This is a genomic window from Aurantimonas marina (genome assembly GCF_017183135.1).
GTDB lineage: Bacteria > Pseudomonadota > Alphaproteobacteria > Rhizobiales > Rhizobiaceae > Aurantimonas > Aurantimonas marina.
The window spans coordinates 447962-474428 of record NZ_JADDXW010000001.1; the positions used below are offsets into that span (position 1 = coordinate 447962).

Sequence of the window (26467 nt, forward strand, 5' to 3'; positions counted from 1 at the left end):
GCGGTGGGCGGGCGATTTTCACGGAATTCAGCGGCTATTGCGCCGCTTCGCCCGCCTGCCTTGAGCCTGTCAGAGGCGCATGGTCGGCGCGCGACGGCAACGGCTTGGTCCGCGCCGCCGCGCGGTCATGGACGCGGAGGCCATGCGCATAGGTCGCGACGGTGGCGCGCTCGTCGCCGAGGATCATCAGCGCGAACAGCTCTTCCTCCAGCGTCTCGACCCGCGCCATGCGCCGGCGCATGGCCGATGTCGACCCGGTGTCGAGGACGACGAGATCGGCCTCGAGTCCCGGCGCCATCCGTCCGATCCGGTTGTCGAGCCCCATCGCAGCGGCATTGCCGGCGGTCAGCATATGGAAGGCGTCGAAGGCGGGCAGTTTCTGCCCCTGCAGCGCCAGCACCTTGTAGGCCTCGGCCGCCGTCCGCAGCATCGAATAGCTGGTGCCGCCGCCGATGTCGGTCGCAAGCCCCACCTTGATGCCGGCGGCACGCGCGGCGGCAAGGTCGAACAGTCCCGAGCCCAAAAATAGGTTCGAGGTCGGACAGAACACGGCCGTCGCGCCCTTTTTGGCGAGCGCCGCGCGCTCACGCTGCGACAAATGGATGCAGTGGCCGAACAGCGCCTTGGGCCGGACGAGGCCGAAGCGCTCGTAGACTTCCGTATAGTCCTTCGACCAGGGGAATGCCTCCCGGACGAAGGCGATCTCGGCCGCGTTCTCGGAAAGATGGGTCTGGATGTGGAGGTCGGGATGCTCGACCGCCAGCGCCTCGCAGGCCTCCAGTTGCGCGTCGCTCGAGGTCGGCGCGAAACGCGGCGTGATGGCGTAGTCGAGCCGGCCCTTGCCATGCCATTTGCGGATCAGCGTCTTGGACTGATGATAGCCGGTCTCGGCGGTGTCGAGCAGTGCCGGCGGCGCGCCCCGGTCCATCATCATCTTGCCGGCGACCATGCGCAGGCTTCGCCACGCGGACTCGGTGAAGAACGCGTCGACGCTTTCCGGATGCGTGGTGCAATAGACGCCGGCCGTCGTCGTGCCGCTCGCCAGAAGCTCGTCGAGGAGGAACCGCGCACTGTCGGCCGCCACCGCCGGGTCACCGTAGCGGCTCTCCTCGGGAAAAGTGTATTTCGCCAGCCATTCCATCAGCTCGGTGCCGTAGGAGGCGATCACCTGGGTCTGCGGCATGTGCAGATGCGGGTCGATGAAGCCCGGCATCACCAGATGCGGGCGATGATCGACGACCGGCGTTTCGGGTCGCAAGCGGGCGAGCAGCGTGGACGCTTCGCCGACTTGGCGGATGATGCCCTTGTCGACGACGACGAGCCCGTCCGCGATGTAACGGACCGCCGCCCCCTCGCCTTCCTCCGCCGGATCGGCGTCGAACCAGAGCAACCGTCCCCGGATCGCGAGGCAGCCGCCGGCGCGAGTCACGGTCGCCCGCCTTCGGCGACATAGCGGCCGGAGCCGGACGCGATCCACGCCGCCAGGATCTCGCGTTCGGCGGGTTCCAGGCCGGTGATGTTGCCGGGCGGCATGGCGTCGCTGCGCACGGCCTGGCGCTCGATCAGCGAGGCGTAATGGATGATGTCGTCGCCGCTTTCCAGGCGGATATCCTTCGGCGCCGTCGCGAGGCCCGGCCACAGCGGCTCGCTGGCGTGGCACATCGAGCAGCGCGACAGGATGATCGATTCCGCGTCGGCGAAGTGCGGCGAGGCGGCGAGCGCGACGGCCGGATCACCCTCCCACTGGCGCGATGTTTCCGCGCCCTCACCGGGCGTTGCCTCGGCCCGCCAGCCCGGCACTCCCGACAGGGTGATCACGGCGGCGAAGAGCACACCGGCAACCGCCCAGCACCACCAGAGCTGCCGGCCGGTCGCGTGCATCGTGTTGAAGAAGTGCCGGATGACCGCGCCGATCAAAAGCACCAGCCCGGCGATCACCCAGTTCCACTCCGTCGCGAAGGCCAGCGGATAATGGTTCGACAGCATCAGGAAGATGACCGGCAATGTCAGGTAGTTGTTGTGCAGCGAGCGCTGCTTGGCCTCCTGGCCGAGCCGTGGCTCGGGCGTGCGGCCCGCCTTGAGGTCGGCGACGACGATCGTCTGGTTGGGGATGATGATGAAGAACACGTTGGCGGTCATTAGCGTCGCGATCATCGCGCCGGTGTGGAGCATCGCACCGCGGCCCGAGAAAACCTCCGAGAACAGGAAACTCGCCGCGACCACATAGACGAACAGGACGGCGAGCAAGGCCGTGTCGTTCTTCTTCAGCGGCGATTTGCACAGCGCGTCATAGACCAGCCAGCCGAGCGCCAGCCCGCCAATGCCGATCGCGGTTGCACCCCACACCGGCAGGTCGGCCTTCTCGGGATCGATCAGATAGAGGTTGGCGCCGAGGTAATAGACCAGGACAAGCAGGGCGAAACCGGACAACCAGGTGGAATAGCTCTCCCATTTGAACCAGGTCAGATCTTCCGGCATCGCCGGCGGCGCGACTGTGTATTTCCGCAGATGGTAGAAGCCACCGCCATGCACCTGCCAGGCTTCACCGCCGACACCCTCCGGGAGCGTTCGCGGTTTGCGCAAGCCGAGATCCAACGCGATGAAATAGAAGGACGAGCCGACCCAGGCGATGGCGGTGACGACGTGCAGCCAGCGCACGGCGAAGCTCAGCCATTCGGAGAAATAGGTCCACATTCGCCAGTTGCCTCGAAGCGCAGCCCCCTTGTCGCGGCGCCTCCTGATGGGTCTCGATCAAGGCTGTCTTGCGCCCGCCGTTCAGGAGACGGGGAAGGCGCGAGCCTGTTGGGTTCGTTGTCGGCAAGGGGCGCCGAAGCGCCCCTTACAATGTCGTCCGCCGCTTGAGAACGCCGTGCCTCAGCTCTTCACGCCCTCGACATACCAGTCCATCTTCAGAAGGTCTTCATCCGGCATTGTCTCGCCTTCCTGGACCTTGACCTCGCCCGACTGGTCCTTGATCGGCCCGGTGAAGACCTCATAGGTGCCGGCCTTGGTCTCATCGACGATCTTCTGGGCGGCTTCCTTCACGTCGGCGGGCATCTTGTCGTTGAAGGGCGCCATCTCGACCTCGCCGTCCTTCATGCCGAGCCAGACATTGTCGGCCTTCCAGGTGCCGTCGAGCATCGCCTGTACCCGGTTGACGTAATAGGGCCCCCACTGGTCGACGATCGCGGTCATGTGGGCGTTGGGCGCGAAGCTGGTCATGTCCCAGGCCTGGCCGAAGGCGATCGCGCCTCCCTGCTCGGCGGCCTGCAGCGGTGCCGGCGAATCCGTGTGCTGGGTGATGACGTCGGCGCCCTGACTGAGCAGCGCCTTGGTGGCGTCGGCCTCCTTGGCGGGATCATACCAGGAGTTGACCCAGACCACCTGAGTCTCGAAATCCGGATTCACCGCCCGCGCCGCCAGCGTGAAGGCGTTGATGCCCATCACCACTTCGGGGATCGGGAAGGAGGCGATGTAGCCGGCCTTGCCGCTCTTTGACATCATGCCCGCGATCGTGCCGAGCACCGCGCGGCCCTCGTAGAAGCGCGAATTGTAGAGGCCCATATTGTCGGAGCCGGTCTGGTAGCCGGTCGCGTGCTCGAACTTCACGTCCGGGAACTGCTTGGCGACCTTGATGGTCGGGTTCATGAAGCCGAAGGAGGTGGTGAAGACGATATCGTTGCCGTCCTGGGCGAGCTGGCGGATGACCCGCTCGGCGTCCGGCCCCTCGGCGACGTTTTCGACATAGGTCGTCTCGACCTTGTCGCCGAGCTGCTCCTCCAGATATTTGCGGCCCTGATCGTGGGCAAAGGTCCAGCCGAAATCGCCGACCGGGCCGACATAGACGAACGCGGCCTTCACCTTGTCCATCTTCTCGCCGTCCTGTGCGGCAACGGGGAAGCTGAACGCGGCCAGCCCCATCAGGGCAACGGCGCCCGCCATCAATCGGCGTCGGGTGGTGTTGAACATCGCGGGACTCCTTGGGGTGGTTGGGGTTGTGGTTGATCAGGCGCTCGCCCGGAACGGCTGGCCAAGGCAGGCCGGCGCAGCGGTTCGGACGTTTCCCTTGCCGGCCGAAATGATGGCCAGGACGAGGATGGTTGCCAGATAGGGCAGGCTGGCAAGAAATTCCGGCGCGAACAGATTGAAGCCGGCGGCCTTGGCCTGCAACTCCAGCGTGATGACCGCGCCGAACAGATAGGCGCCGAGCACCAGCCGCCCCGGCCGCCATGAGGCGAAGACGACGAGCGCGATGGCGATCCAGCCGCGGCCGGCGGTCAGCCGCTCCGCCCACATCGGCGTCAACACCAGCGAATAATAGGAGCCGGCAAGTCCGGCCATGGCGCCGCCGAACAGGACAGCGAGATAGCGCACCTTGAGGACGGGATAGCCGATCGCGTGGGCGGCGCTGTCGCTCTCGCCCACTGCGCGCAGGATCAGCCCCGCCCGGCTGTGCTTCAGGAACCACCAGATCGCAAGGGCCAGCACGAGCCCGAGATAGACCAGCGGCGAATGGCCGAAGATCACCCGTCCAATGGGATCGCTCGCGAGCGCGGCGGGAAAGATCGGTCCGAGCGTCGCCGTGGTGATGCCCACATAGGGCGCGCCCAGGAGCGCCGAGACGCCCGTCCCGAAGATGGTCAGGGCGAGGCCGGTCGCCACCTGATTGGCCATCAGGCTGAGCGTCAAGGCCGCGAAGATCAGCGACGCCGTGGCGCCTGCGGCCATCGCCGCCAACGCGCCAAGCGTGGGAATTCCGGTCGTGTACGCGATGGCGAAGCCGGTGACCGCGCCGATCAGCATCATGCCCTCGACGCCGAGATTGAGGACGCCGGATTTCTCGACCACCAGTTCACCGAGAGCGGCGATCAAGAGCGGCGTCGCTGCGGCGGCGATGGTCATCAGGATGGAGATGAACAGCGCCGTGGTCATGTCGCCGCCTCCGCCTCGATGCGTCGCGTCTCCGGCAACGGACTCGCGTTGTTTGCCGTGACCGGAGCGGCTGGCGGCGTCCCGCCGGCCTTGCGTCGCATGACGAACCGGTAGCGCACCAGCAAATCGGTCGCGAGCAGGAAGAACAGCATCATCGCCTGGAACACGCTGGCGGCCGCGGACGGCAGGCCGATCGTCGTCTGGGCGCTCTCGCCGCCGACATAGGTCAATGCGAGCACCAGCGCGGCGATGAGGATGCCGAGCGGATTGAGCCGTCCCAAAAAGGCGACGATGATCGCCGTATAGCCGTAGCCGGTCGGAAACTGCGGCACCATCTGGCCAAACGGGCCGGAGGCTTCCAGGACGCCGGCAAGCCCGGCGAGACCGCCCCCGACCAGCAGCGCCAGCCAGACGGTCGAGGATTGGCTGAAACCGCCATAGCGGGCCGCGTTCGGCGCCAGCCCGACCACGCGGAGCTGGAAACCGGTGATCGATCGGGCCATCAGGAACCAGGCGGTCAGCGCCAGCGCCGCCGCGATCGGTATGCCAAGGTGGATCAACGTGCCGGGCACGGCGATCGGCAGCGTCTGCGCGGGCGAGAACATCGCTGTCTGCGGAAAGTTGAAGCCCATCGGGTCCTTCCAGGGGCCGCGCATCAGATAATAGAGCAACTGGATGGCGACGTAGTTGAGCATCAGGCTCGACAGGATCTCGTTGACGTTGAGCCGCGTCTTGAGCAGCGCCGGCACCCCCGCCCAGACCATGCCGCCGAGAACGCCTGCCGCGATCATGATGGGCAGCACCCAGACGCCGCCCTGATCGAGCGTCATCAGCGCGATGCCGGTTCCCGCGAGCCCGCCGAAGATGTACTGGCCCTCGGCACCGATGTTCCAGATGTTGGCGCGAAAGCCGATGGCGAGGCCCGTCGCGATGATCGCCAACGGCGCCGCCTTCACCAGAAGATCCTGCCAGCGATAGGGATTGAACAGCGGCACGACGAAAATCTGGTAGACCGCCTTGAGGCCGTCATGGCCGAGCAGCGTAAAGACGATCGCGCCCACAACCAGGGTCGCGACGACGGCGATGACCGGGGCCGCCAGCATCATGGCGTGGCTCGGCTCCCGGCGGGGCTCGAAGGAGAGGGCCATCAGGCGGCCCTCTCGGCGCCGGCGTGGTCGTCCCCGTGAGCACCGTGGATGCCGCCCATCAAGAGGCCGACCCGCTCGATGGAAATCCCCTGTACGTCCATCGGCTCCGACAGCCGCCCCTCGTTGATGACGGCGATCCGGTCGCAGAGTTCGAGAAGCTCGTCGAGATCCTGGCTGACGACGACGATCGCCGCGCCCTTGGCGGCGAGGTCGATCATCGCCTGGCGGATGAACGAGGCCGCGCCCGCGTCGACGCCCCAGGTCGGCTGCGAGACGACGAGCACGGCGGGGTCCTGCATGATCTCGCGGCCCATCACGAATTTCTGCAGATTGCCGCCGGACAGACTTCCCGCCAAGGCGCCCGGTCCGGTCGCCTTGACCGAGAAGGCATCGATGACGGAGGCGGCATAGGCGCGCGCGGCGCCGGCCTTGATGATGCCGCCGGCGGCAAGCCCCATGCGCCGCCGCGCCGACAGGACCGCGTTCTCGGTGAGCGACAGGCCCGGCACGGCGGCGTGGCCATTACGCTCTTCGGGTACGGTCGCCAATCCGAGGGCCCGCCGACCGCCGACCGAACGGTTCGAGATCGTGCCGCCGTCGATCATGATCTTGCCGCTCACGCCCGCCATCCGCTCGCCGGACAGAACCTGAAGCAGTTCGTTCTGGCCGTTGCCGGCGACGCCCGCGATGCCGAGCAGTTCGCCGGAGCGCACACGGAAAGAGATGTCCTTGAGGCTGGTGCCGAAGGGCGGCTTGCCCGGCGCCGACAGATCGCTCACGGCAAAGCGGACCTCGCCCGTGACACTGCCGTCCTTGCCGGACAGATCCTTCAGATCGCCGCCGATCATCAGTTCGGCCATCGAGCGTGCCGATTCCTCGCGCGGGTCGCAGGTGGCCACCACCTTGCCGCCTCTAAGAATCGTCGCCGTCTCGCAGAGTTCCTTGATCTCGTGCAGCTTGTGGGAAATATAGAGGATCGAGCAGCCCTCGCGGGCGAGGCGGCGCAGCGTCTCGAACAGCTGCCCGACTTCCTGCGGAGTCAGGACCGAGGTCGGCTCATCCATGATCAGAAGCTTCGGCCGCTGCAACAGCGCCCTGACGATCTCGATCCGCTGCCGTTCGCCGACCGACAGCGTGTGGACGACGCGATGCGGATCGAGTGTCAGGTCGTAGGAGGCCAGCACCTCCCGGATCGCCGCTTCCAGTTCCCGGCGCGGCGGCGGATTGTCCATCCCGAGTGCGATATTCTCCAATACTGTCATCGCCTCGAACAGCGAGAAATGCTGGAACACCATGCCGATGCCGAGCGCGCGCGCCTCGCGCGGCGAGGCGATCGCGACCGGCGCCCCGTCAAAGGCGATCGCACCGACGTCGGCCTTCTGCACACCGTAGATGATCTTCACCAGCGTCGACTTGCCGGCGCCGTTCTCGCCCAGCAGCGCGTGAATCTCGCCGGGCGCCACTGAGAACGACACCTGATCGTTCGCGACGACGCCGGGGAAGCGCTTGGTGATGCCGGAGAGCTGCAGGCGCGGCGCCATGTCGATGTGGGTCATCCCGTTGATCTCACCTCGGCACTATGGCATCGCCCGTTCCGCCCTGCAAAGCGATCAATCAGCTTTTCCTGTTGATCGGAAAGCAGGCAGACGGCCAGCTCCGCCGCCGTCAGGGCGGCGATCACCGCGGGGCGCTTGTCATGCAGCGCGGCCCCGCCGATCGGCAGCGTCAGGCGGGCGATGTCGGCATCCCGCCCGTCCTCCGCCAGATAGCGGCGGAACCGCTCGCGCTTTGTCGCCGAGCCGATCAGGCCGACATAGGCGGCGTCGCCCCGCGCCAGAGCGGCGGCGGCAATCAGGAAATCCAGCGAATGCGCGTGGGTCATCACCACAAACGCCGTACCGGCGGGAGCGGCGGCGACCTCGGCTTCCGGCAGCGCGGCGGCAACCGTCTCGACCGCCTCGGGCAGGCCAGCCAGCGTCTCGGGCCGGCTGTCGACGAGGCGCACGCGCAGCGGCAGTGGCGCCAGGGCGGCGGCGAGCGCCCGTCCGGTGTGACCCGCGCCGAAGATCAGCACCAGCGGCCGCGCCGCCTCCTCGCGCGCCTCGAGCGTCTTCAGTTCCGACAGCAGCACTTCGTCCGCCAAGCGCAGCGACAGCTCCACCCGCCCGCCGCAGCACTGGCCGATCGCGGGTCCGAGTGGGACGTCCATCGCCGCCTCGGTCTCGCCGGAAACCAGCATCGCCCGCGCCCGCTCGATGGCATCGAATTCGAGCCGCCCGCCGCCGATTGTCCCCGCCAAGGCCGATGGCGTCACCAGCATCACGGCCCCCGTCTCGCGGGGCGTCGAGCCGAGCGCGCGGGTGATCGTGACGAACACCGATGGCTCTTCGGCGGCGAATGCGGTGCTAAGGGCGGCGACGATGCTCATCCGGTGCCTCGCACCTGTTCGACCGCGGCAAGCACCCGCTCCGGCGTCGCTGGCGCGTCGAAATCGGGAAAGACCTTGCCGTCTCCCGCCGCGATAACCGCGTCGGTCAACGCCGAGAACACCGAAATCGCTAGCATCAGGGGCGGCTCGCCGACCGCCTTGGAGCGGTAGACCGTCGGCGCGCGGTTCTCGCCCTTGTCCCAGATCGCCACGCGAAAATCGTCCGGGCGGTCGTTGGCGGTCGGAATCTTGTAGGTCGACGGCGCGTGGGTCTTGAGCCGCCCCGCATCGTCCCACCACAGCTCTTCCATGGTCAGCCAGCCCATGCCCTGGATGAAGCCGCCCTCGATCTGGCCGAGGTCGATCGCCGGATTCAGCGACTGGCCGACGTCGTGCAGAATGTCAGCGCGCAGCAGGCGGTATTCGCCGGTCAGCGTGTCGATGACGACCTCGGAACAGGCTGCTCCATAAGCGAAATAGTAGAACGGCGTGCCGCGCGCGCTTTCGCGGTCGTAAGCGATGCCGGGCGTTGCATAGAAACCGGTCGAGGACAGCGAAATGCGGGCGAGATAGGCTTCGCCGACGAGATCGGAAAAGCGCTTTTCGTCATTGCCGATCCGTACCCGGTTGGCCTCGAAGACGACCTGGTCCTTCGGTACCTTGTACCGCTCGGCGGCATAGTCGATCAGCCGGTCCTTGATCGTCCGGGCGGCGGCCTGCGCCGCCATGCCGTTGAGGTCCGAGCCGGAGGAGGCGGCGGTCGCCGACGTGTTCGGCACCTTGGCCGTGGTCGTGCCGGTGATCTTCACCCGGTCGATATCGATCTGGAATTCCTCGGCGACCACCTGCGCGACCTTGGTGAACAGTCCCTGCCCCATCTCCGTGCCGCCGTGATTGAGATGTACCGAGCCGTCCTTGTAGACATGGACGAGCGCGCCGGCCTGGTTGAGATGGGCGGTGGTGAAGGAGATGCCGAATTTGACCGGCGTCAGCGCCAAGCCCTTTTTGAGGACCGGGTTGTCGGTATTGAAGGCCGTCACCCGCTCGCGCCTTGCGCGGTAATCCGAGGAGGCTTCCAGTTCCGCGACGATCTCGCCGATCACCGAGTCGGTCACCGGCATATGATAGGGCGTCAGAGCCGGCTCCTCGGCAGGGTAGAAGTTGCGCTTCCTGACGTCGAGCGGGTCGAGCCCCGTCTCGAAGGCGATGTGGTCGACGGCGCGCTCGATTCCGGCCATGCCCTGCGGCCCGCCGAAACCGCGAAACGCGGTATTCGATACCGTGTGGGTCTTCAGCCGCCGCGAACGGATGCGGGCGGCGGGCAGTGCATAGGCGTTGTCGGCGTGAAACATCGCCCGGTCGGCGATCGCCGCCGACAGATCCTTCGAATAGCCGCAGCGCACGAAATGCTGGAAGTCGACGGCGGCGATCCGCCCGTCCGCGTCGAAACCGAAATCGTAGTCGATCCGCATTTCGTGGCGCTTGCCGGTCATCACCATGTCATCGTCGCGGTCGAGCCGGCACTTCGCGGGGCGGCCGGTCTTGATCGCCGCCAGCGCGGCGACCGAGGCAAACAGCGCCGGCTGGCTTTCCTTGCCTCCAAAGCCGCCGCCCATCCGCCGCACCTCGACGGTCACGGCGTGGTCAGGCACGCCCAGCATCTTGGCGACATTGTGCTGGACCTCGGAGGGGTGCTGGGTCGACGAGCGCACCAGAACGTCGCCGTCCTCCTGCGGGATCGCATAGGCGATCTGGCCTTCCAGATAGAAATGGTCCTGGCCGCCGACCTCGACACGGCCCTTGACCCGGCGTGGCGCAACGTCGAGCGCCGCCTTCACGTTGCCGAGATTCATCTCGTGGACGGGAAGCAGGTCTTCACCGGCCGCGTCGGCGAAGGCGATCGCCGCATCAATGCCGATCGCCGCCGGCAAATCCTCGTAGGTGATCCTCGCGTGTTTGACCGCTGCCCGCGCGGCCGCTTCCGTCTCGGCGGCGACCGCAAACAGCGGCTGCCCCACATAGTCGACCGTGTCGACCGGGAAGATCGGATCGTCGCCGAACACCGGCGAATAGTCGTTCTGGCCGGGAATGTCCGCGGCCGTCAAAACGGCCACAACGCCCGGCGCCGACCGCACGGCGTCGAGATTCATGCTGGCGATGCGGGCATGGGCCCGCTCGGACATGGCGATATAGATTTGTAGCGTTCCCGGCAGTTCCGGATCGTCGTCGACATAGCGCGCGGCGCCGCAGACGTGCTTGCCGCCGCTGTCATGGGCGAGCGCCGTCCGAACACCGCCCTGGATCGCGCGCTCCTCCGTCGGCGGCCGTACGCCGAGCGTTTCGAGCGCGGGTTCACCGGCGGCGCCGCGATCCTGGATGCGGGTTTCATCCATCACGCAACCTCGCCGAGAGCGGTCGCATTTGCCGCAACATCCTCGATCCGAGTTCGCACGCCGCCCCGCTGGTCGAGATAAAACCGCCGCAACAGGTTCCGCGCCATCTTCAGCCGGTAGGCGGCCGAGGCGCGCATGTCGGTCAGCGGAGTGAAGTCCTCGGCCAGCGCGACGACCGCAGCTTCGACCGCCGCCTCGTCCAATGGCTGGCCAACAAGCGCGGCCTCGGCCTTCGCCGCGCGCTTGGGCGTTTCAGCCATGCCGCCAAAGGCCAGCCGCGCCTCCGCGATCATATCGCCGTCGAAGGTCAGGCGGAACGCCGCCATGACGGCGGAAATGTCGGAATCGAAGCGTTTGGATATCTTGTGCGCGAAGAAACGCTGGTTCGGCTCCAGCCGGGGCACCTCGACCGCGGCGACGAACTCGCCCTTCGCCCGGTCCTGGCGACCATAGGCGATGAAAAAATCCTCAAGGTCGATCGCGCGGGCCGTCTCGCCATGGCGCACATGCAGCCGCGAGTCGAGGGCGATCAGGCAGGGCGGCAGGTCGCCGATCGGCGAGCCGTTGGCGATATTGCCGCCGACCGTGCCGGCGTTGCGGATCTGGCAGCCGGCGAAGCGGCGCAGCATCTCGCCGAGATCGGCGTGCATACCCGCCAGTATGTCGAAGGCCCGGCGATGGGTGACGCCGGCCCCGATAAAGACCCGGCCGGCCGCTTCCTCGATCACCTGGAGGTCGCGGACGTGGCTGACGTCGATGATCGTCGGCAACTCGCGATGCTGTTTCGTCACCCACAGCCCGACATCGGTTGCTCCCGCGACCAGCACCGCATCCGGATGCGCGGCATAGGTATCGGCGAGGTCATCGACATTGGTCGGCGCAAACCAGCGATGGCCGTCGGCCTGATAGGCGAAGACGTCGCCGCCTTCCATCTCGGTCAGGCGAGCGGCGAGCGCCGCATCCTCCCTCGCCGTATCGGGCAGCGGCACCGCGCAGAGTTCCAACCCCGCTTCAACGATCGGCCCATAGCCGGTACAGCGGCAGAGATTGCCGGCGATCAGATCCTTGACCGACTGGCGGTCCGAGATCGCGCCGGTGAGCCAGCCGGCATAAAGCTGCATGACGAAGCCGGGCGTGCAGAAGCCGCATTGGCTGCCGTGCTTTTCCACCATCGCCGTCTGGATCGGGTGGGCTCCGTCGCGGCCGATATGTTCCACCGTTTCGATCGCCCGGCCATTCAGCGAGGGAAGGAACTGGATACAGGCATTGACCGCCCGACGCGAAAGCCCGCCGTCGCCGTCCGACTCGGCGATCAAGACGGTGCAGGCGCCGCAGTCGCCCTCCGCGCAGCCCTCCTTGGTGCCGGTCAGCCGTTCTGTCCGGCGCAGATAATCGAGGATCGTCGTCGTCGGTCTGACGCCCGCGACACTGCGCTCCTCGCCATTGAGGATGAAGCGGATCGGCCGTGGGGCGTCATGAGCGGTCATCAGCTGCCCCGGTAGGTCGAATAGCCGAAGGGCGAAATGAGCAGCGGCACATGATAATGCGTCCTGTCGGCGATGCCGAAGCGGATAACAACGTCGCTGAGGAATTTCGGCTCCGGCAGGTCCCGGCCCGTCGTGTCGAAATAGGCGCCGGCCGCGAAGACGAGTTCGTATTCGCCGACCGCGAAATCATCGCCAGCCATCAGCGGCGCGTCGCAGCGCCCGTCCGAATTGGTGACGGCGTCCGCCACCTTCTGCCGTCCGCCATCGGACCCGAGCCGCCACAGCGTCACCGCGATACCAGCGGCCGGCCGGCCGAGACTGGTGTCGAGCACATGGGTCGTCAGCCGGGCGTCGGTCGGTTCGGACATTCGGGCTCTTTCCGTCGTTTTTGACCATTCGGTCAAGCATTCTGCAACGCCGGAAGCGGCGGCGTAAAGCGGAAAGCATCCGGCTGCTTCCAGCACATGCCCCCAGCCGATGAAAAGCGTGACGCGGTCCTCGCCCTACGCACCTCGCTTCGCCGCGCACCCGGATACCCGATACGCGACATCAGCCGAAACGCCGGGCCGCCTCGCCATGTTCGGCCCTGAGCCGGGCCAGGTCGACACCGACCGGACGGCCGTCGAGGACGCGCCATTCGCCCTTCACCATCACCCGGTCGGCCCGCGTGGCGCCGCACAGGACCAGCGCCGCGATCGGATCATGCGCGCCGGAAAAGCGCAATTCGTCGAGGGTGAACAGCGCAAGATCGGCCTGCCGTCCCACGTCGAGACGGCCGATGTCGGTGCGGCCGAGACAGGCCGCCGAGCCTTCGGTTGCCATGGCCAAGACATCGCGGGCGGTCATCGCCTCCGCCGAGCGATAGTTCAGGCGACCGACCATCAGCGCGTGGCGCGCCGCCTCGATCAGGTTCGAGGCGTCGTTCGAGGCCGAACCATCGACGCCCAGCCCGACCGGCGCGCCGGCAGCCAGCAATTCGTTGACCGGACAAGAGCCCGAGGCCAGCACCGCGTTCGAGGTCGGGCAATGGCAGACGCCGACCTTGTGCGCGCCGAGGCGCCGGCATTCCTCGGTGGTGAAATGTATGCCGTGGGCGAGCCAGGTGCGCGGCCCGAGCCAGCCGACGTCTTCCAGATAGTCGAGCGGCCGGCAACCGAAGGTCGCTTCGCAAAAGGCGTTCTCGTCCTCGGTTTCGCCGAGATGGGTGTGCAGTCGGCAATCATGCGCGTCGGCCAGCGCCGCGCTCTCCATCATCAGGCTCTTGGTCGCCGAGAAGGGCGAACAGGGCGCCAGCGCGATCTGCGTCATCGCGCCATCTGACGGGTCATGATAGCGGCCGATCAGCCGTTCGCTGTCGGCGAGGATGTCGTCCTTGTCCTGAACGACGCTATCGGGCGGCAGGCCGCCATCCTTTTTCGACAGGTCCATCGAGCCGCGACTCAATGTGACGCGAATGCCAAGTCCCGCCGCCTCCTCGGCCTCGATGTCGATGGCACTCTCCAGCCCGTCCGGAAACAGGTAGTGATGGTCCGCGGCGGTCGTGCAGCCCGACAGCAGCAGCTCGGTCAGCGCCAGCCGCACCGACAGGCGGAAGCTCTCCGGATCGAGACGCGCCCAGATCGGGTAGAGGCTGGTCAGCCACGGAAACAGTTCCTTGTCGATCGCCGCCGGATGCGCCCGCGTCAGCGTCTGGTAGAAATGGTGGTGGGTGTTGATCAGCCCCGGCAGAACGACATGCCGCGAGGCGTCGAAGACCGCGTCGACCGGCCCGGAGGGCGCGCCGCCCGAAGGCACGAGTTCGACGATCCGCCCGTCCGCGATAACGACCCCGCCGGCCGCGCCGTCGGCAAGGACCGCGAGCGGCTGCTTCAGCCAAAGCCTTGTCACGCGGCGGACTCGACCGCCGGCAGCCCGCCCTTAGCGGCGAGAAAGGCGAGAATGTCGCCGACGCCCTTGGCGCGCGACAGGTCGGCGAACAGCGTCGCCCGCTCGCCGCGCGCGCTGGCCGCGTCGGTCCGCATCCGCTCCAGATCGGCCCCGACATGAGGCGCCAGATCGGTCTTGTTGATGACGAGCAGGTCCGAGCGGCTGATCGCCGGCCCGCCTTTCCTCGGGATATCGTCGCCCTGACAGACCGAGATGACGTAGATCGACAGATCGACGAGGTCCGGCGAAAAGGTCGCGGCGAGATTGTCGCCGCCCGATTCCACCAGCACCAGATCGAGGTCCGGATGCCGCGCCCGCAAATCGCGGATCGCGGCGATGTTGATCGAGGCATCCTCACGGATTGCGGTGTGCGGGCAGCCGCCGGTCTCGACCCCGATGATGCGGTCGGAGGCGAGCGCCTGCAGCCGCACCAGCGCCTCGGCGTCCTCGCGCGTGTAGATGTCGTTGGTGACGACCCCGATCGACCATGTCTCGCGCGCCGCCTTGCAGAGCTTCTCGACCAGCGTCGTCTTGCCGGAGCCGACCGGGCCGCCGATGCCGACCCTGAGCGGGCCGTTTGTGTGGATCATGACCGAAAGAGCCTCGTTCGGAGCGTTTCATGCCGCAGTGCGGCGATGTCGGACCCTAGCGCCGCCGAACCCAGATCGTCCAGCGTCGATCGCGCGGCGCGTTCGCCCGTCGCCTGAAGGACCGGTTCCAGCCGCCGCAGGACCCGAACCGCGTCGCTCTGGGCCAGCGGAACCAGACGCACGGCAGCCGAGACGAGCGAGGCCGCGAAACCGTGCGAGTAGCCGAGCAGCGTGTCAGCCAAGGGCAGTCCGGCGCTGGCTGCGAGATGCCCCGCCGCGACGGGGTAAGGTGCGGCCGCGCTATCATCCTGACGTCCCCCGACCTCCCAACCCTGCCTGGACGCATCGAGCCACGGCCGCGATGCCTCCGCGAAAGCGGTTCCGAGCGCCAGTGTCTCGGCGCGCCGTTCGGCGCTTCCGGCCAGCGCCAGCGCCAGTTCGGCCACGGCGGCAAGCCGGGCGGCGTCATCGTCCCTGGCGGCCCGCCACGCCTCGGTAAGCAACAGACAATCGTTCCAGCCGCTGCCCCGGTCGAGCAGCACCGCGATCCAGTCGGCCACGCCATCAGCGTCGGCGAGCAGCCCTTCCGCGACCGCCGTCTCCAATCCGTGCGACCATGCGAAACCACCGATCGGAAACGCCGGCGAAAACAACGTCAATAATTGCGGAAGGTGCGCGGTGGCGGCTTCGCCCGCCACACCCGCCGCCTGCGGCGTCGTCGAGGACGCGATTTTATTCACCGGATTGCCGTCTCGGCCGAAGGCTCATGGGCGTGATCATGGCCGTGCGCCTCGTAGGCTCCGCCTTCGGGGTCGAACCCGGCCTCGATGTCGGTGATTGTAGCGCCAAGGCCGGACAGCATCTCGCGGATAACCGGGTCCCGGCGGATCAGGATGGAATCGCCGAGAAGCTGTGCCGGCAGATGGCGGTTGCCGATCTGCCAGGCGAGCGCAAGCAGATGCCGGGCGTCCTTGCCGCGAATCTCGTAGAGGTCTTCGGGCTTGGCCCGCACCGCGACCGACCGGCCGTCGTCGAGCAAGATCGCGTCGCCGTCCCTGAGCAGGGTCGCCTCGGGCAGATCGAGCAGGAAGACGAGGCCGTCGTCGGAGACCATCGCCATGCGCCGGCGATGCCGCGCCGTCTCATCGAGGGTGATGGTGTCGGCGGCGTCCGTCCATTCGCCCGCGCGCTTGACCGAGGTGCCAACGATCATTCTATCTTCCTGCTTCCACACGCTTACGCGCGCCCTGTCGCCTTCGCGGCAAGGATACGGCCGCGACGAGCAAGCTGCCAGCCCTCTACCACGGGCAAACCATGAGGAGCGACCATGCCGCTGCAAAACCGCGTGACGCCGCTGGGCGAGATCATCGCCGACCCGGCGCGGGGCACGCTGATGGGCAATCGCGGCATCCTCCATGATGGCAACCGAGAACTCGGCCGGAGCCGCTGGAAGCACAAGGCCTGGATCGCCTGCACACTCGCCTTTCGCGGTCGAAAGCGCACGCCGATGACGCCGGGCCGCTATACCGAATTGTTCTTTCTCGACGAAGCGACGGCGCTGGCGGGCGGCCATCGCCCTTGCGCGGAGTGCCGCCGCGCGGATTTCAACGCCTACCGCACCGCTTGGGCGACGGCCCATTGTCTCGACGCACCGCCCACGGCCAACGCCATGGATGAAGCGCTCCACGCCCATCGGATAAAACCGCGGCTGCGCAAGCAGGTGCATCATACGAAGGCGGCCGCGGACATCCCGGACGGCGCCTTCGTGCTGATCGACGGCGCGCCATGGCTGATTTGGAAGCGCCGCCTGCTGCGCTGGAGCCCCGGAGGCTACGACCACGTCGGCGAACTCTCCGGCGGCCTGCTCACGGTGGTCACGCCGAAACCCAGCGTCGACGCCCTTGCCGCCGGCTATCGCGTCGCCGTCCATGACAGCGCCAGCGGCCTTTTCGGGGACTGAGCCGACAGGTGTATCAGTCGGTCTCGGGGTAGAAAGCCTCGTCGAAGATCGGGTCGGCGTCGGGTGTCGGGTGTCGGGTGTCGGTTCGGCCATGGACCCGATTCTAAAACAGAAAATACCGCTGCGCCATTGGCAGCACGATGGCGGGCTCGCAGGTCAAGAGCGCGCCGTCCGCCCGCACCTCGTAGGTCTCCGGATCGACCTCCATCGCAGGCGTTGCATCATTGAGGATCATCGATGCCTTGGAGATGCCGCCACGGGTGTTCTCGACCGCCAGAAACGTCTTGTCGCAGCCGAGCCGCTCGCGCAGCCCCTCGTCCATCGCGGCCTTCGACACGAAGCTGACGCCGCTCGCCCCGACCGCCTTGCCGAAGGCGCCGAACATCGGCCGGTAGTGGACCGGCTGCGGCGTCGGGATCGAGGCGTTGGGATCGCCCATCGGGGCCGCCACGATCGTCCCGCCGAGCAGCACCATCATCGGCTTGACGCCGAAGAACGCCGGGTCCCACAGCACCAGATCGGCGCGCTTGCCCACTTCGAGCGAGCCGATCTCGCGGCTCATGCCCTGGGCGATCGCCGGGTTGATCGTATATTTCGCCACGTAGCGGCGGGCGCGGTAATTGTCGTTGTCGCCGCTCTCGCCGGCAAGACGCCCGCGCTGGCGCTTCATCTTGTCGGCGGTCTGCCAGGTGCGGATGATCACCTCGCCGACGCGACCCATCGCCTGTGAATCCGACGCGATGATCGAAAAGGCGCCGAGGTCGTGGAGAATGTCCTCGGCCGCGATGGTCTCCTTGCGGATGCGGCTTTCGGCAAAGGCGATGTCCTCGGGGATCGACGCGTCGAGATGGTGGCAGACCATCAGCATGTCGAGATGTTCTTCCAGCGTGTTCACCGTGTAGGGCCGGGTCGGATTGGTCGAGGACGGCAGCACGTTCGGCAGGCCGCAGATCTTGATGATGTCCGGCGCATGGCCGCCGCCGGCGCCCTCGGTGTGGAAGGCGTGGATCGTGCGGCCCTTGAAGGCGTCGACGGTGTTCTCGACGAAGCCCGATTCGTTCAGCGTGTCGGTGTGGATCATCACCTGCACGTCGCAAGCGTCGGCGACGGACAGGCAGCAGTCGATGGCCGCCGGCGTCGTGCCCCAGTCCTCGTGCAGCTTCAGGGCGCAGGCACCACCCTTGACCATTTCCTCCAGCGCTGCCGGTAAGGAGGCATTGCCCTTGCCGGAAAAGCCGAGATTCATCGGAAAGGCGTCCGCCGCCTGCAGCATCCGCGCCATATGCCAGGGGCCGGGCGTGCAGGTGGTGGCGAGCGTGCCATGCGCCGGGCCGGTGCCGCCCCCGAGCATCGTCGTAACGCCGGAAAACAATGCCTCCTCGATCTGCTGCGGGCAGATGAAGTGGATGTGGCTGTCGAAGCCGCCGGCGGTGACGATCTTGCCTTCGGCGGCGATCGCCTCGGTGCCGGGCCCGACGATGATGGTGACGTTCGGCTGGGTATCGGGATTGCCGGCCTTGCCGATGGCGGCGATCCGCCCGTCCTTCAGGCCGATGTCCGCTTTGTAGATGCCGGTGTGATCGAGGATCAGCGCGTTGGTGATCACCGTGTCGACCGCCCCATCGGCGCGCGAATGCTGGCTTTGCCCCATGCCGTCGCGGATCACCTTGCCACCGCCGAACTTCACCTCCTCGCCATAGGTAGTGAGGTCCCTTTCGACCTCGATGATGAGCTCTGTGTCGGCCAAGCGCACCTTGTCGCCGACGGTCGGGCCGAACATCGCGGCATAGGAGGAGCGGGGGATCGTGGCGGGCATGGGCGATCTCGTGTCGAGGGGCCGGACAGGAGCGGCGCTGCGCATCGTCCGTCGCTGCGTCGCACCATTTAAGACCATAAGGCGGTCGCGAAAGCTTGTCTTCCCAGATTTGTGCGGATCGCGCAGAGTGTTTCCGCGTTGCTGGATGGACCCACCGCCAACAGCGATCGCGCGCGCCTGTCGCCGATCACCATCGGCCGTTGGCCGGAAAGGAGTTTCCCGTGTTTCGTTTCGCGCTGCTCGCAGCATTTCTTCTGCCCGGCTCCGCCTTCGCCCAGGCGTTCGATCCCGGCCCGATGGGAGACGTGCCGGGCAAGTCGATGTCCGGTCTGCCGATCGTCGGCGCGCCGCGCCCGCCGGCGGGGCCGCGCGTTCCCGGCGCAGGGGTCTTCGGCGACACGGTCGAGGAGCGCGCCTATGGCCGCGACTACGACGACAGCTATCTGCGGCCGGTCGTGCCCCGCTTCCGCCAAGGCGCTAACGTGCCGAACGAACTGAGGGCGATGGAGGGCCGCTCCGACCTCAACAGCGTCAATGCGGGCGCTTTTGCCCGTAGCGGTCCAAGCGCGATCGGCGGCAGCGCTATCACACGCGGACGCTCGCCGGGCTCGCACCGGGCGATCATCCGACGATCGCCGAAACCGGCGCGTTAGAGCGCTCCCATCACCTTGCCGTTGAAGCCATAGACCTTGCGCGCGCCGCCGAGCGGCACCAGCGTGACCTCGCGCGTCTGCCCCGGCTCGAAGCGCACGGCCGTGCCGGCGGCGATGTCGAGGCGCATGCCGTGCGCCGCCGCCCGGTCGAAGGCCAGCACCGGATTGGTCTCGGCGAAGTGATAGTGGCTGCCGATCTGGATCGGTCTGTCGCCCGTGTTGGCGACCTCCAGAGTCACCGTCGTCGCGCCCTCGTTGAGGAGGATGTCGCCCGCCGCCGTGATGATTTCGCCGGGGATCATGACCAATGGCTCCAGAGCTTGCGCAGCCCCAGGATGACGAGCACGGCAAGAAGCACCGGGCCGATCGCCATCAGATCATATTCTCCGAGCGGCTGCGGGGCGCGCAGGAATTCCGGCATGACATCTCCCCGCCGCCCGGCGCGGCTCGATGGTCGCGGACGATCAGCCGGCCATCAGATAGAGACCGGCACCGGCGGACAGCGCACCGATCGCCCGTAGGACGATAGGATTCGCCGTCCGGACCAGAGCGTTGCCGAGCAGCAATCCGCCGCCATGCAGCAGCGCTGTCGCGCCGGCAAAGCCGAGGCCGAAGACCACGGCCCCGGACGTGCCGAGTTCGGCGCCATGGGCGGCTCCGTGAAACAGCGCGAAGCCACCGACGATCGTCGCGGCCAGCGACACCGGAAGCTTTACCGCCATGGCGATCAAAAGGCCGAGAGCGACGACCGAGGCGAGCACCACCGGCTCGACGAAGGGCAGCGCGATTCCGGTGATCGCCAGGGCGAAGCCGGCGCTCATCACCGTGACGAAGGCGAGTGGCACCGCCCACAAGGCGCGACCGCCGATCATCGCCGCCCAGATGCCGACGGCGACCATGACCAACACGTGGTCCCAGCCCAGCAGCGGATGGACGAAGCCGGTCAGCAGCGAGCCGTGCTCCGCCGGATTGATATGGGCGAAGGCGGGCGCCGTTGCGGCGACAAGCGTTGCGACGGTGAGTGAAAGGCGCTTGAGCATGAGTGTCCCTCGTTTGGTCGACAGGCGCCCCGGATTGGGTCGCGTCCCGCCCGGCCTGCGGCCGGATGCGAGGTTGATCATGGAAGGCCGAAGCCCCGGTGTCAAAAGCTTTCTCAACCATCCAGCGGCGGAGCGGTCAGTGGGATCACGTAGCGTATTTCCCCTTTCCCGACCACGCTCGCGCAGGGATTTATCTGATCGGTTCGTGGACCGTCACCAGCTTGGTGCCGTCCGGGAAAGTCGCCTCGACCTGCACGTCGTGGATCATCTCGGCAATGCCCTCCATCACCTGATCGCGGGTGATCACGTGGGCGCCCGCCTCCATCAGATCCGCCACGGAGCGACCGTCGCGCGCGCCCTCGACCACGAAATCGCTGATCAGCGCGATCGCCTCCGGATGGTTCAGCCTGACACCCCGCTCCAGCCGCCGCCGCGCCACGATGGCGGCCATGGAGATGAGGAGCTTGTCCTTTTCGCGCGGGGTCAGTTGCATGCCGGGTTCCTTCGTCGGTTCGTCAGAGCGACCATACAAGCGGCAGCGGCCCGTTCGCCAGAGCAGACAGCAGCGGAACCAGCCGCTTGCGCAACAGAAAACCCGAAGGCGCCATGATGCGGGCGACGAGCAAGCCGCCGACAAGGCTCGCGCCTCCTGCCTCCCCGATGATGGCGCGAAGGTCGTTAAGATCGCGTTCGACGTCGGCCCCCTGCGCGACCAACGTCGCGAAGGCCCGGTTGCCGGCCAGGCTGGCGGCCCGGGCCGCCCGCTCGGCGATCGCGCCGTCGAGCCGAAGATCGTCGGCGAACACCAGCCGGCCGCCGACGCGCACGCGCCAGCGGTCGCGGAACAGGCCAACCTCGACAGTCTCGCCCATGCGCTCGCGTCCAAGGATGACGCTCTCGCACAACAGGAAGCGGGAGGATTCGGCGGCCTCGAGTTCCAACGCGCGCCGAACCGCGCCGCCATCGAACAGGATCGTTTCCTGCGGCAGCCAACAAAAACGCGCCTCCGGCCCGACGGCGATGCGACTCGCGACGGCGGCATGGCCTTCCGCCGCCCGGTAGACGCGCTCGCAGGCCTGGGTCGTCACCGTCAGGCCGGCGCCGTCCGCAACGGCGAAGGCCTGGTCGATACGGTCGCCGCCGGTCAACCCCCCGGATGTGTTGATCAGGATCGCTTCGGACTCCGGCCGTGGCAGGCGGGGAAACCGCAGTTTCAGGCATCCGGACTGGTGCAAGCGCTTCAGACGGGTGCGGCCCGTGACGAGCTGGAATTCCGCTGTCGCCGAACCGGCCGCGCGCTGCATCGGAACGACACGCCCGGCTGCGGCCGGAAGCGGCGGCGGGTCGGATGGCCGATTCACAGGCGGTGGAGAGATGTGGGTCTGCATATCCCGTGCTTGCCGCATCCTTGCGGCTTCCGCCAGTTCAAACCGTCAGGTGCTTGCGCACAGCGGGATCGTCGAGACCCTCGGCGGGGCCGTCGAAGACGATCTCGCCGCGATCCATGATGTAGACCTGGTCGGCAAGCTCGCGGCAGAAATCGAGATATTGCTCGACCAGCAGGATCGCGAGGCCGGACTGGTCGCGCAGATAGCGGATCGCCCGGCCGATATCCTTGATGATCGACGGCTGGATGCCCTCGGTCGGCTCGTCGAGCACCAGCAGCCGAGGCCGGGTCACCAGCGCCCTGCCGATCGCGAGTTGCTGCTGCTGGCCGCCGGAGAGATCCCCGCCGCGCCGACCGAGCATGTCGGCGAGAACCGGGAACAGCTCGAACACGTGCTCGGGGATCGACCGGTCGGCGGGTTTCAGCGGCGCGAAGCCGGTCTGGAGATTCTCCTTCACCGTCAGCAGCGGAAAGATCTCGCGGCCCTGCGGCACGAAGCCGATGCCTTTTCGCGCCCGGGCATAGGGAGCGGACCGGCCGAGATCGTCGCCATCAAGGGCGATCTGGCCAGCGCGGATCGGCTGCTGGCCGACGATGGCGCGCAACAGCGAGGTCTTGCCGACGCCGTTGCGGCCGAGAACGCAGGTGATCGCACCGGGCTTCGCGGTGAGCGAGACACCGCGCAACGCCTGGGCGGCACCGTAATAGAGATCGACATCGGAGACGGTCAGCATGGCACGCACCATAAAGAACCACTGCCCAAGCGGAGGGCAAGTGACCGGCGTGTTTGTGGTCGCGCCCCCCCCTCACCCGGCTGCTCGCTCCCGCTCGCATCCACCCTCTCCCCAGCGGGGCGAGGAATGGTGCCCTTTTCGTCGCCGCCCGCCGAAGAGACGCCAGTCGGCGCAGACCTGTTCTTCTCCCCGACGGGGAGAAGGTGCCCCGGAGGGGCGGATGAGGGGGGAACGAAACCCGCGAATGCGATCATTTCCATCCTCCTCATCGCCCCAAATACACCTCGACCACGCGCGGGTCGGCGGAGACATGATCGAGCGAGCCTTCCGACAGCACCGAGCCCTCGTGCAGGCAGGTCACCTTGACCCCGAGCGCGCGGACGAAATGCATGTCGTGCTCGACGACGACGACCGAGCGCGTCCGGGCGATTTCCTTGAGCAGCCGGGCGGTCTCCTCGGTCTCGGCGTCGGTCATGCCGGCCACCGGTTCGTCGACCAGCAGGAGCTCCGGGTCCTGGGCTAGTAGCATGCCGATCTCCAGCCACTGTTTCTGGCCGTGGCTGAGGTCGGCGGCGGGCGTCCGCCGCTTCTCGCCAAGGCGGGTGGTTGCGAGGATTCCGTCGATCTTCGACTGCTCGGCGGCGTCCTTGCGATGCAGCAGCGCCCCGAAGATCGAGCGCGAGCCGGCGAGCGACAGGCGGATGTTGTCCTCGACCGAGTGCCCCTCGAAGACCGTCGGCTTCTGGAACTTGCGGCCGATCCCCATGTTGGCGATCGCCGCCTCATCCTCCTGGGTCAGATCGACATCGCCGGCGAAATAGACCTCGCCCTCATCCGGCCGGGTCTTGCCGGTGACGATATCCATCATCGTCGTCTTGCCGGCGCCGTTCGGTCCGATGATCGCCCGCATCTCGCCTTTGGCGACGACCAGCGAGAGGTTGTTGATCGCCATGAAGCCGTCGAAGCTCTTGGTGACGCCGTTAAGATAGAGCAGCGTGTCCCGGCGTTTGCTCCCCGCCGCCTGTTCGGCGAGCAGGGCCGCGCGTTGCGTCGCGTAAGGGTGCGGCGAAACCACCGACTGGGCGGGCCGGATCGTTTCGCTGGCGGGGTTCCTATCGCTCATCGTCCTACTCCGCCGGGTTCGGGACGGCCTGCGCGTCGTCCGTCGGCGCCGCCTCCCCCTTCTCGGCCTCGGCCGAAGCGCGGCGATCGCGCAAGGCGCGCCAGCCATGATCGAAGGTACCGACGATGCCCTTCGGCAGAAACAGCGTCACAAAGACGAACAAGCCGCCGAGAACGAACAGCCAGGATTCCGGCGCGATCGCGGTAAACGTGCTCTTGCCGAAATTGACCAGCAACGCGCCAATGACGGGACCCAGCAGCGTGCCGCGCCCGCCGACCGCCGCCCAGACGACGATCTCGATTGAATTGACCGGTGCGAACTCGCCCGGATTGATGATGCCGACCTGCGGCACGTAGAGCGCGCCCGCGATGCCGGCCATCACCGCCGAAACGGTGAAAGCGAACAGCTTCACATGCTCCGGCCGCCAGCCGATGAAGCGGGTGCGGCTTTCCGCGTCGCGCACCGCGACCATCAGCTTGCCGAGCTGCGAGCGGGTGATCCAGCCGACGAGGAGGACGCCGAGCGCCAGCGCAACGCAACTCGCCGCGAACAGCCCAGCCCGGGTCGAGGCGGCCTGCAGCGGGAAGCCGAGCAACTCCTTGAAGTCGGTCAGCCCGTTATTGCCGCCGAACCCCATGTCGTTGCGAAAAAAGGCGAGCAGCAGCGCATAGGTCATCGCCTGGGTGATGATCGAGAGATAGACGCCGGTGACGCGGCTGCGGAAGGCGAAATAGCCGAACACGAAGGCAAGCAGGCCGGGCGCGACGACGATCATGATCGCCGCGAACCAGAACTGGTCGAAGCCGGTCCAGTACCAGGGCAGTTCCTGCCAGTTGAGGAACACCATGAAGTCGGGCAGCACCGGATCGCCATAGACGCCGCGGGTGCCGATCTGGCGCATCAGATACATGCCCATGGCGTAGCCGCCGAGGGCGAAGAACGCGCCGTGGCCGAGCGACAGGATGCCGACATAGCCCCAGACCAGATCGAGGGCGAGCGCGAGCAGCGCATAGCAGACATATTTGCCGAACAGCGGCACCAGATAGGCTGGCACATGCAGCGGATGGCTCGCTGGCAGCCACAGGCTCGCCATCGGCACGAGGATAGCGGCGGCCAGAAGCGCCGCGACGAGGATGAAGACCCTTGGGCCGAGGAAACGAGAAAGGATCATGCGTCGACGAACCTTCCCTTTTGGGCGAACAGGCCGCGCGGCCGCTTCTGGATGAACAGGATGATCAGCACCAGAACGACGATCTTGCCGAGCACCGCCCCGGCATAGGGCTCGAGGAACTTGTTGAGGACGCCGAGGCTCATCGCACCGACCAAGGTGCCCCACAGATTGCCGACCCCGCCGAAGACGACGACCATGAAACTGTCGATGATGTAGCCCTGGCCGAGACTGGGCGAGACGTTGTCGATCTGTGAGAGCGCGACGCCGGCGATCCCGGCGACGCCCGAGCCGAGCGCGAAGGTCATCGCGTCGACCCACGGCGTGCGGATGCCCATGGCGGAAGCCATCTTGCGGTTCTGGGTGACGGCCCGCATCTGCAGACCAAGCGCGGTGCGGTTGAGCACCATCAGCAGCCCGGCGAAGACGACCAGCGAAAAGACGATGATCCACAGCCGGTTCCAGGTGACCGACATCAGGCCGATGTCGAAGGCGCCGGACATCCAGTCAGGATTGCCGACCTGGCGGTTGGTCGGGCCGAAGATCGTGCGGACCGCCTGTTGCAGCATCAGCGACACGCCGAAGGTCGCAAGCAGCGTTTCCAGCGGCCGGCCGTAGAGAAACCGGATGATGCCGCGTTCCATGACCAGGCCGACGCAGCCCGAGACGAGGAAGGCCAGCGGCAGGGCGATCGCCAGCGACCAGGGAAACAGCCAGGGCGCGTCGGCCCGGATCACCTCCTGCACGACGAAGGTCGTGTAGGCGCCGAGCATCACCATTTCGCCATGGGCCATGTTGATCACCCCCATCACCCCGAAGGTGATGGCGAGGCCGATCGCCGCGAGCAACAGGACAGAGCCGAGCGACAGCCCGTACCAGATGTTCTGCATCTGGTTCCAGAAGGCGATGTTGCTCTCGATCCCCGCGACCGCCGCTTCGGCCGCTTGCCGCGCCACCGGATCGTCGGTCGCGGCGGCAAAACGGCTGAGCATCGTCAGGGATTCGCGGTCGCCCCGCGCTTCGAGGACGGCGGCGGCCTCGGCCTTGTCGGCAGCGGGCCGGTCGGAGGCGAGGATGGCCGACGCACGGGCCTCTTCCATCCGGGCCCGGACCCCCGGATCGGTTTCCTCGGCCAGCGCCGCCTCGATCGGCTCCAGCATGTCGGGGTCGGCGTCGGAAAACAGCGTCGAGGCCGCGCGCAGCCGCACATTCGGGTCGGCGGCGCGCAAGGTCAGGCTGCCGAGTGCGCCGGTGACGGCGTTGCGGATCGAATTCTTGATGCGGACCTTCTTGAGATCGCCGGATGAAGCAGTGCCCGCCTCGGCGCCGGTCAGGGGGTCGCGCAATGTGACCTCATCGCCCTTGCCGGTCACGATGAACACCTGCTCGTCGGATTCGCGCCAGTAGAGGTCACCGGCGGACAGCGCCCGCAATGCCCGGGCCACCTCAGGTTCGCCGGTGGCGGCGAGCTCGGCGATGACCGCTTCGGTGTCGTCGAAACCCTGCTTACCGCCGAATTTCTGGATGATCGCCGCCGGATCGCCGTCCTGGGCCATGGCGGCAGCCGGGAGGAGCGCGCCACTGAAGGCCAGGAGGCCGACAAGGCACCAGCGCAGAAGATCGTTCATGACGCGTCCTGATCGGATCAAGGGGCACGGGGACGGCACGCATGGCCGCCCCCG

26 protein-coding genes are annotated in these 26467 nt (G+C 67.1%); 2 read left to right on the plus strand and 24 right to left on the minus strand.

Going from position 1 to position 26467, the window contains the following annotated elements; all coding sequences use genetic code 11:
* Positions 1-34: 34 nt before the first annotated feature.
* The 14 genes from guaD to ING15_RS02180 form a co-directional block, all read right to left on the minus strand.
* The gene (gene guaD / locus ING15_RS02115) at positions 35-1429 is read right to left on the minus strand and encodes a guanine deaminase (protein WP_206453104.1); all 1395 of its coding nucleotides are present in this window, start codon (positions 1427-1429) and stop codon (positions 35-37) included.
* Positions 1426-2694 (minus strand): urate hydroxylase PuuD, encoded by a 1269-nt coding sequence (locus tag ING15_RS02120; RefSeq protein WP_206453105.1) that lies wholly within the window; start codon positions 2692-2694, stop codon positions 1426-1428. The genes guaD and ING15_RS02120 overlap by 4 nt, the downstream gene beginning before the upstream one ends.
* Before the next feature lie 180 nt (positions 2695-2874).
* The gene (locus ING15_RS02125; RefSeq protein ID WP_206453243.1) at positions 2875-3921 is read right to left on the minus strand and encodes a BMP family ABC transporter substrate-binding protein; all 1047 of its coding nucleotides are present in this window, start codon (positions 3919-3921) and stop codon (positions 2875-2877) included.
* An 84-nt stretch (positions 3922-4005) separates the two neighbouring features.
* A complete protein-coding gene (locus ING15_RS02130) occupies positions 4006-4932 on the minus strand; it encodes an ABC transporter permease (RefSeq protein ID WP_206453106.1) in 927 nt (308 codons plus the stop codon).
* Positions 4929-6080, minus strand: coding sequence for an ABC transporter permease (locus ING15_RS02135; RefSeq protein ID WP_206453107.1), 1152 nt, complete (start codon positions 6078-6080; stop codon positions 4929-4931). The genes ING15_RS02130 and ING15_RS02135 overlap by 4 nt, the downstream gene beginning before the upstream one ends.
* A complete protein-coding gene (locus tag ING15_RS02140; RefSeq protein ID WP_232845492.1) occupies positions 6080-7636 on the minus strand; it encodes an ABC transporter ATP-binding protein in 1557 nt (518 codons plus the stop codon). Before ING15_RS02140 ends, ING15_RS02135 begins: the two co-directional genes overlap by 1 nt.
* Entirely contained in the window at positions 7633-8508 is an 876-nt protein-coding gene (gene xdhC / locus ING15_RS02145) for a xanthine dehydrogenase accessory protein XdhC (protein WP_206453108.1), read from the minus strand. Before xdhC ends, ING15_RS02140 begins: the two co-directional genes overlap by 4 nt.
* Positions 8505-10901 carry a xanthine dehydrogenase molybdopterin binding subunit gene (xdhB, locus tag ING15_RS02150; RefSeq protein WP_206453109.1) on the minus strand — a complete coding sequence of 799 codons (2397 nt, stop codon included), beginning with the start codon at positions 10899-10901 and terminating at the stop codon, positions 8505-8507. Before xdhB ends, xdhC begins: the two co-directional genes overlap by 4 nt.
* Positions 10901-12388, minus strand: coding sequence for a xanthine dehydrogenase small subunit (xdhA, locus tag ING15_RS02155; RefSeq protein WP_206453110.1), 1488 nt, complete (start codon positions 12386-12388; stop codon positions 10901-10903). Before xdhA ends, xdhB begins: the two co-directional genes overlap by 1 nt.
* Positions 12388-12756, minus strand: a complete 369-nt coding sequence (gene uraH, locus ING15_RS02160) for a hydroxyisourate hydrolase (protein ID WP_206453111.1) — start codon at positions 12754-12756, stop codon at positions 12388-12390. The genes xdhA and uraH overlap by 1 nt, the downstream gene beginning before the upstream one ends.
* 181 nt (positions 12757-12937) lie before the next feature.
* Positions 12938-14275 (minus strand): 8-oxoguanine deaminase, encoded by a 1338-nt coding sequence (locus ING15_RS02165; protein WP_206453112.1) that lies wholly within the window; start codon positions 14273-14275, stop codon positions 12938-12940.
* Entirely contained in the window at positions 14272-14904 is a 633-nt protein-coding gene (ureG, locus tag ING15_RS02170; RefSeq protein WP_206453113.1) for an urease accessory protein UreG, read from the minus strand. The genes ING15_RS02165 and ureG overlap by 4 nt, the downstream gene beginning before the upstream one ends.
* Complete coding sequence (locus ING15_RS02175) at positions 14901-15644, minus strand: urease accessory UreF family protein (RefSeq protein WP_206453114.1); 744 nt, start codon at positions 15642-15644, stop codon at positions 14901-14903. Before ING15_RS02175 ends, ureG begins: the two co-directional genes overlap by 4 nt.
* Positions 15641-16117 carry an urease accessory protein UreE gene (locus ING15_RS02180; protein ID WP_206453115.1) on the minus strand — a complete coding sequence of 159 codons (477 nt, stop codon included), beginning with the start codon at positions 16115-16117 and terminating at the stop codon, positions 15641-15643. The genes ING15_RS02175 and ING15_RS02180 overlap by 4 nt, the downstream gene beginning before the upstream one ends.
* Positions 16118-16231: 114 nt before the next feature.
* Between ING15_RS02180 and ING15_RS02185 the strand changes: the two genes are divergently transcribed.
* Positions 16232-16864 carry a hypothetical protein gene (locus ING15_RS02185; protein ID WP_206453116.1) on the plus strand — a complete coding sequence of 211 codons (633 nt, stop codon included), beginning with the start codon at positions 16232-16234 and terminating at the stop codon, positions 16862-16864.
* A gap of 103 nt (positions 16865-16967) precedes the next feature.
* Here ING15_RS02185 and ureC read toward each other — a convergent pair whose 3' ends face one another.
* Positions 16968-18680, minus strand: coding sequence for an urease subunit alpha (ureC, locus tag ING15_RS02190; RefSeq protein WP_206453117.1), 1713 nt, complete (start codon positions 18678-18680; stop codon positions 16968-16970).
* 221 nt (positions 18681-18901) lie between these two features.
* Between ureC and ING15_RS02195 the strand changes: the two genes are divergently transcribed.
* A complete protein-coding gene (locus ING15_RS02195) occupies positions 18902-19333 on the plus strand; it encodes a hypothetical protein (protein ID WP_206453118.1) in 432 nt (143 codons plus the stop codon).
* On the opposite strand, the gene ING15_RS02200 is transcribed toward ING15_RS02195, so the two are convergent.
* The 9 genes from ING15_RS02200 to urtB form a co-directional block, all read right to left on the minus strand.
* Positions 19330-19635: an urease subunit beta gene (locus ING15_RS02200; RefSeq protein WP_206453119.1), complete on the minus strand. Its 306-nt coding sequence runs from the start codon at positions 19633-19635 to the stop codon at positions 19330-19332. The genes ING15_RS02195 and ING15_RS02200 overlap by 4 nt on opposite strands.
* Positions 19632-19754, minus strand: a complete 123-nt coding sequence (locus ING15_RS19675) for a hypothetical protein (protein WP_269812718.1) — start codon at positions 19752-19754, stop codon at positions 19632-19634. The genes ING15_RS02200 and ING15_RS19675 overlap by 4 nt, the downstream gene beginning before the upstream one ends.
* A gap of 43 nt (positions 19755-19797) precedes the next feature.
* Positions 19798-20373: a HupE/UreJ family protein gene (locus ING15_RS02205; RefSeq protein WP_206453120.1), complete on the minus strand. Its 576-nt coding sequence runs from the start codon at positions 20371-20373 to the stop codon at positions 19798-19800.
* Between the two features lie 190 nt (positions 20374-20563).
* Entirely contained in the window at positions 20564-20866 is a 303-nt protein-coding gene (locus ING15_RS02210; protein WP_206453121.1) for an urease subunit gamma, read from the minus strand.
* 22 nt (positions 20867-20888) lie between these two features.
* Positions 20889-21677 (minus strand): urease accessory protein UreD, encoded by a 789-nt coding sequence (locus tag ING15_RS02215; RefSeq protein WP_232845493.1) that lies wholly within the window; start codon positions 21675-21677, stop codon positions 20889-20891.
* A 121-nt stretch (positions 21678-21798) separates the two neighbouring features.
* Positions 21799-22494 (minus strand): urea ABC transporter ATP-binding subunit UrtE, encoded by a 696-nt coding sequence (urtE, locus tag ING15_RS02220; protein WP_206453122.1) that lies wholly within the window; start codon positions 22492-22494, stop codon positions 21799-21801.
* 265 nt (positions 22495-22759) lie between these two features.
* Positions 22760-23446 carry an urea ABC transporter ATP-binding protein UrtD gene (gene urtD / locus ING15_RS02225; protein ID WP_232845526.1) on the minus strand — a complete coding sequence of 229 codons (687 nt, stop codon included), beginning with the start codon at positions 23444-23446 and terminating at the stop codon, positions 22760-22762.
* A gap of 175 nt (positions 23447-23621) precedes the next feature.
* Complete coding sequence (gene urtC / locus ING15_RS02230; RefSeq protein WP_206453124.1) at positions 23622-24788, minus strand: urea ABC transporter permease subunit UrtC; 1167 nt, start codon at positions 24786-24788, stop codon at positions 23622-23624.
* A complete protein-coding gene (gene urtB, locus ING15_RS02235) occupies positions 24785-26413 on the minus strand; it encodes an urea ABC transporter permease subunit UrtB (protein WP_206453125.1) in 1629 nt (542 codons plus the stop codon). Before urtB ends, urtC begins: the two co-directional genes overlap by 4 nt.
* Between the last annotated feature and the right edge of the window lie 54 nt (positions 26414-26467).